This window comes from Candidatus Aquicultor sp., assembly GCF_054640775.1.
Window position 1 is genome coordinate 1 of record NZ_JBTSLF010000151.1, and the last position, 6,244, is coordinate 6,244.

The 6,244-nt window shown below is 53.0% G+C and carries 5 protein-coding genes; all 5 read right to left on the bottom strand.

Translation table 11 applies throughout. From position 1 onward, the window contains the following. On the bottom strand, positions 1 to 2,379 hold a 2,379-nt coding region (locus ACYC56_RS11310), incomplete at its 3' end, for a GAF domain-containing protein (RefSeq protein ID WP_461374286.1). A gap of 276 nt (positions 2,380 to 2,655) precedes the next feature. Continuing rightward, positions 2,656 to 3,651, bottom strand: coding sequence for an acetyl-CoA carboxylase carboxyltransferase subunit alpha (locus tag ACYC56_RS11315; protein ID WP_461374287.1), 996 nt, complete (start codon positions 3,649 to 3,651; stop codon positions 2,656 to 2,658). After that, positions 3,648 to 4,520: an acetyl-CoA carboxylase, carboxyltransferase subunit beta gene (gene accD / locus ACYC56_RS11320; protein WP_461374288.1), complete on the bottom strand. Its 873-nt coding sequence runs from the start codon at positions 4,518 to 4,520 to the stop codon at positions 3,648 to 3,650. The genes ACYC56_RS11315 and accD overlap by 4 nt, the downstream gene beginning before the upstream one ends. A gap of 98 nt (positions 4,521 to 4,618) precedes the next feature. After that, a complete protein-coding gene (gene trpA / locus ACYC56_RS11325) occupies positions 4,619 to 5,425 on the bottom strand; it encodes a tryptophan synthase subunit alpha (protein ID WP_461374289.1) in 807 nt (268 codons plus the stop codon). Then, positions 5,426 to 6,244 (bottom strand): tryptophan synthase subunit beta (gene trpB, locus ACYC56_RS11330; protein WP_461374290.1); only part of this gene is annotated, 819 nt, incomplete at its 5' end. It abuts the gene before it with no gap.

Sequence of the window (6,244 nt, forward strand, 5' to 3'; positions counted from 1 at the left end):
GGACGTAAGGACGCTGTTTGCGTGCGCCAATACCTGCGCGGGCTGCTCGTATTCGTAGGCGAATGCGCGTATCGTCATTTTAGCAAGAGCGGTGACCGTCGCCGCCTGAAGGCCCTTGCCCGACACATCACCCACGACGATGCCGATCCTGCCGTTTGTAAACTCGATGAAATCGTAGAAATCGCCGCCCACTTTTGAGCGCTCTGTGGCCGCCCGGTAAAGCAGGCCGAGTTTAATGCCGTCAAGCCTATCCGGTACTGCAAGCAGCGCGTTTTGTAGCGTCTCGGCAACATCGCGCTCGCGCTCGTAAAGCTTGGCGTTCTCAATCGCCACAGCGGCCTGATTTGCAACCGCCTCAAGAAGCGCGACATCCGTATCGCTAAACATCTTGGCGTTAGCCGAGGCGACCTGAATAACTCCTATGACCCGGTTTCCGGTAAAGAGCGGCGCTACAGCGACCGCACTAACACCCCTTACAAGCGCCTCTTTCGATGCCCTGGGGTCGTGGCGATAATCGTTTGTGAAAACCGATTTTCGAATCTTCAACACTGTTTCCGCGAGCCCGAGGTCGTCCGGAATACCCCGCAACTGGACCGACGAACCGGCATTGTAGTGGTACTCCAGCCTGCCGTTCTCCTCATTATAGAGCCCAATTGCGCCAATATCCGCCGCAACCAGGTCGACCGCGTTGGTAACCGTCTTTCCTAAAAGCTCCTGAAGATCGAGACCCGAAGATATATCGAGGGCCACTTTATTCAAAATTCGCAAATCGTCGTTCGAGGCCTTAAGCTTGCGCTCCGATTCGCGCGTCTCCTCATAAAGGCGCGCGTTCTCTATCGCCACCGCGGCCTGGTTCGCAAGCGCCATCAAAAGCCCCATTTCCTTCTCGGTTATCCTATCCTGCCTGGTAAGCGGCGTATAGAGCCCGATCACACCGAGCGAGCCGCCCCCGGATACCAGCGGAAGGGCGATTTCAGAGTCAATGCCGGCCTGTAAGGCCACATCCTTAAATAGAAATTCCGATTTGGTCAGGTCTTTAATAACGGTCGGCTTCCCGGTCATCAACACCTTGCCGGCCACACCCTGCCCCGGCGCCATCTTAATAACGCTCAAATCTACGCCTTCGTTCTCGCTCCAAAAATGGTCGACCTTAAGCTGCTTCTCACGCTCATCGTAAAGCGCTATCCACACCGCCTTCGCATCGAAGTAGTTCCTCAGTGCAGTCGTCACGGCGCCCTCGACGAATGGGATATTAAGCGCCAGATTCATTTTCTCACCCGTCTCGACCAGGCCGCTTAACTCATTTACATATTCTTTAAGATTTATCCTCATAGTATTAAAGCTCTCCGCAAGGTCCTCGATCTCATCGCCGGTCTTAATGAGCCCGATATCCTCGTCGAAGCTGCCCCTGGCTATCGCTTTTGCCTTATCCGCAAGAACCGTGATGGGTTTGACGATGCGCTCGCTTATCCAGAAGCCCAGTAAAACAGCAAGTAAGACGATCATACTAGCAGCAACACCGCTTCTCACGATATCGGTTCTAATGGGGGCCATAACCTCCTCGACCGGCACAAACGAGCCCGCGCTCCAGCCAAGGCTGTGTATCGGAACCTGCACGCCCATTCTATACGAATTGTCGATCGGGAATGTCAACCCGGTCGAAGTAAACTCCTTGCCCGACGATGCGATTTTTATGAACCTGTTGGCACCCCAGTTCCGCTCAGATAGCAGCTTGTTCGGGAACTGGTTCTGGTAGATAAGCATTCCGTTATTATCGGTGATATTATAACCGCCCCCCGGCACCTCAAAGACAAATATCTCGTTGAGCCTCGTGGAATCGACAGAGGCGACCATAACGCCGGCCAGTTTTGATTTACGCCACACGGGTGTGATGACATCAAAACCGATCCCGCCATGCTGGTGTATATGGAGCGGTGTGGTAAACCAATCCTTCTGCGGACTTAGCTTCTTAAGGTCATAATTAATGTCATATTTATCGTGCATCAGCTTTGTGCCGACCAGGCTGGGGTCGGTAGATGCGTAAATCTGCCCGTCGGCACGCACAAAGTCTAGGCTGAAGACGGGATACCGGTTCGAAATCCTGGACAAGTACTCGCTGGCCTTGCGCCGTGTGTAGTTGTTCTCGGTGATCGCAATACCCATCGCCCGCTCGGTCGTCGAGACTTCTTTAACGAAGTGGTCAAAGTTGCTCGAGATATCCCGTGCGAAAATAAGCCTTGATTGCAGGATATCACGCCGCTTATCTTCATAACGATTGTAGTGGGTAAAGATGATTACGATGATCAAGGGAATCGTTATTGCGAGATAGCCGAGCAGCAGTTTTTTTCTAATACCGTTCTTAGGTGTAACTTTGAACATACCCTGATTATGGTTGGATGCGCTGTCGAAGTCAAAGACTAAAAACGAGGATAAAATAAAGAAGCCCCGATCCTTCGACCGGGACTTTCATGTCAGTCAAGCCGTCTGCCACGACCTAGAAGCCCTCGCCAAAGCTTCTATTTATTCCGTCTTGGCTGATATATATGATATCGGCCGCGGGTAATAATCCTTTAGCGATTTTTTGAAATTATTTTAAATAATTTTATGATAGTTTTATCCGAGGTATTCCTGCAGGTGATATGCGCAGTATTTATCTTAGCTTTGCATGTCGAGGACCGTGGGTTTTCCTGCGTCCTCGGTGTAATAGCCGATGCCCCGAATCCTCTCGTAACGCTTCTTAACTAGCTCATCAGGGTCTACAGGGCTGAGGTCTTTGAGGGCTGTTGCCAGCTCTTTTTTAAGTCCGCGGGCGACTGAGGCCGGCCCGTGGTGGGCTCCGCCCAGGGGTTCCTTCACGATAGTATCGATAATCCCAAGCTCCAGCAATTTATCCGCATGCAGTCCCAGGATCTCCGCAGCTTTCTCGGCGCCCCCTCCTTCACCGTCCCAGAGGATACTCGCACACCCCTCGGGTGTGATGACCGAGTAATAGGCGTTTTCTAACATGATGATCTTATCTCCGAAACCGATGGCGAGCGCGCCACCGCTTCCGCCTTCGCCTATTACGGTAACGATTACGGGCACTTCAAGAATGCTCAGCTCAAGCAGGTCCTGAGCAATGGCCACCGCCTGTCCCCGCTCCTCGGCCTCTATGCCGGGGTAAGCGCCCTGGGTATCGACAAACGTTAGTAGCGGCAGCTTGAATTTATCGGCCAGTTTCATGAGACGCAGTGCTTTTCTGTACCCTTCAGGATGGGACATGCCAAAATTTCGCGCGATGTTTTCCTTGGTGTTGCGCCCTTTTTGATGCCCGATGATCATGACCTTCTGTCCGTCCAGGCGGGCAAAGCCGCCGATGATCGATTGGTCGTCTCTGAACGCGCGGTCGCCGTGAAGCTCGATAAAATCGGTAAATATCGCCTCGATGTAGTCGCTTGTACGCGGCCTATCGGGGTGCCTCGTGATCTGCACTCTTTGCCAGGGGGTAAGATTTGCGTATGTCCGGATGCGCAGCTTTTCTATCTGCTTTTGCAGGAACACGATCTCCTCCGCGATATCCGCCTTTTCAGCTGATTCGAGATGTTTGAGCTGCTCTAACTGCTCTTCAAGCTCGACCAGCGGGCGCTCGAAATCATACGAGAACCTTCTCATCTGACCACCCCGCTTTCACCAAGGTAGTCGAGCACCTTCGAGATGGTGCGTTTCATATCTATCCTGTTCACGATCATGTCGACCATGCCGTGTTCGAGGTTGAACTCAGCAGTCTGAAAGTTTTTCGGGAGTTTTTGCTTTATAGTTTGCTCGATAACACGCGGGCCGGTAAAACCGATAAACGCATTCGGTTCGGCGATTATTATATCTGCAAGAGTTGCGAAACTTGCAGTAACGCCGCCGGATGTCGGGTTCGCCAGCACCGATATGTATGGGAGCCCGCGTCTGCTGTGATAAGCGATTGCCGCGCTCGTCTTTGCCATCTGCATGAGGGATACCATGCCCTCCTGCATCCGGGCACCGCCTGAGCTGCTTACTATGATGAGCGGACGGTCTTCTTCTGTTGCGAGTTCTGTTGTCCTGGCGATTTTCTCGCCTACAACAGAGCCCATACTCCCACCGATAAATCTGAAATCCATCGCCGCGACGGCCACGCTACGCCCGTCGATCTCTGCCCTTCCACATACCAGGGCATCATTCATTCCTGTTTTGTTTTTTGCGATGGATAGAGCGTCGACATAAGACTTGCCTGCTACAAATGAGAGCGGATCCTCCGGACAAAGGCCCGTCCATAACTCCTCAAAACTGCCGGCATCTACCGTAAAGTTGATGCGCTCATGACCGGAGAGAGGAAAGTGAAAGTCGCATTTGGGACAAACTTTGCTGTTTTTCTCGAGTTCTTTTGTAAATACGGGTTCGCCGCAGCCGGGGCATTTTTCCCAAACTCCGTCGGGTACGGCTCGTTTTTCGAAGGTTAGTTCAGCTGATGGGTGCTTGTTTTGCTTCTTAAACCATTCACCTATTGGCATATTTCTCCGCTCTGAAACACCAATTTCTGGTGTTTCAGCCTTAAATTATTAGTGTTGAATTCAGTATTTAGCCTGTAAAAAGTATAGCGTTTTGCAGCCTAGCTGTCCATTGCCCCTCGTATTTTCGATATGTAGGCTGCGGCCGCCTCGGTACACGTTTCTCTGTCTGCACCGATCAAGCTTACCAGGGCGCTACCAATAATAACACCGTCGGCGATACCGGCGACTTGCTTTGCTTGCTCGGGTTGCGAAATCCCGAAGCCGACGGCCAACGGTTTGTCGGTAACCTTTCTAACCCTTCCTATAAAATCGGTCAAATTCGAGGGAAGATTAGTCCTTGCTCCGGTGACGCCGGTTAAAGAAACGCAGTATATGAAGCCCCGGGCCGCGTCGGCTACCTTTTTGAGCCGTTCGTCGGTGCTGGTCGGCGACGCAAATGTGATATTCGCCAGCCCGTATTGCGCGGCGGCCTCACTCCAGGGAGCGGCCTCTTCGGGGGGCAGGTCCGGGCAAATCACGCCGTCTACGCCGCTTTCGGCTGCGTTCCTGGCAAAGCGCTCCAGGCCATAGCGGTAGATCGCGTTGTAGTAAGTCATTACGGCAATCGGGGTCTCAATCTCTTCGCGTGCCTTTTTTACCAGGTCAAAGGCGATATCAGTATTGATGCCCGTCGTGAGGGCCACTTCGGAGGCTGCCTGAATCGTCGGTCCGTCCGCAAGTGGGTCGGAATAGGGAATGCCGAACTCTATTAAGTCTGCGCCGGCTTTAGCGACAGAGATCAGCAGGTGGCGTGAAGCGTCGATATCCGGATAGCCCGCCATGAGATATGGCATCAAAGCGCTTCTTTTGTCGTCTCTCAGTTGTTTGAAGACCGCATCGATGCGGTTCACTTTCGTCATAACCATTTACAACTTCACCCCCAGCGCATCCGCGACGACTTGGACGTCTTTATCCCCTCGTCCCGAGAGGTTGATAACAATGATATCGTCTTTGGATGTCTTGTCTATCATTTTTTCCAGATAGGCAACGGCGTGCGAGCTCTCAAGCGCCGGCAGGATGCCTTCCTTCTTGGAGAGAAGTTGGAACGCAGCGAGCGCCTCTTTATCGGTTATCGAACTATATTCGGCAATGCCGTTATCTTTAAAATAGCTGTGCTCGGGGCCGACGCCGGGATAATCAAGGCCGGCGGAAATCGAGTGGGCCGGTAAGATCTGGCCGTATTCGTCCTGCAACAGGTAGCTGAGTGAGCCGTGCAGCACACCCTTGTCGCCCAGGGTAAGCGGGGCGCCATGCTGGCCGGAATCAAGGCCATGACCGGCGGGTTCGATACCGATGAGCTTGGTGTCGGTTCCCGCAAACGGGTAAAAGATGCCCATGGCGTTGCTTCCGCCACCGACGCAGGCGATGATATAATCGGGCATACGCCCTTCGGCCTGTTGCATCTGCTCCCGGGTCTCGTCGCCGATTATCCTCTGGAAATCGCGCACCATCATCGGGTATGGATGCGGACCGGCAACCGAGCCGATCATATAATGGGTTGTCTCGACGTTGGTGACCCAGTCGCGGATCGCCTCGTTCATAGCGTCCTTTAGCGTCTTTGTTCCGCTGGTGACCGGGATGACCTCGGTTCCCAGAAGATTCATCCTGAACACGTTAAGAGACTGGCGCCTCGTGTCTTCCTCCCCCATGTAAACCTGGCACTCTAGTTCTAAGAGTGCGGCTTC

Excerpts from the sequence above, each read along its gene's own strand:
- ACYC56_RS11315 (WP_461374287.1), bottom strand. The coding sequence starts at position 3,651 with ATGAGAAGGTTCTCGTATGATTTCGAGCGCCCGCTGGTCGAGCTTGAA.
- trpA (WP_461374289.1), bottom strand. The coding sequence starts at position 5,425 with ATGGTTATGACGAAAGTGAACCGCATCGATGCGGTCTTCAAACAACTG.
- accD (WP_461374288.1), bottom strand. The coding sequence starts at position 4,520 with ATGCCAATAGGTGAATGGTTTAAGAAGCAAAACAAGCACCCATCAGCT.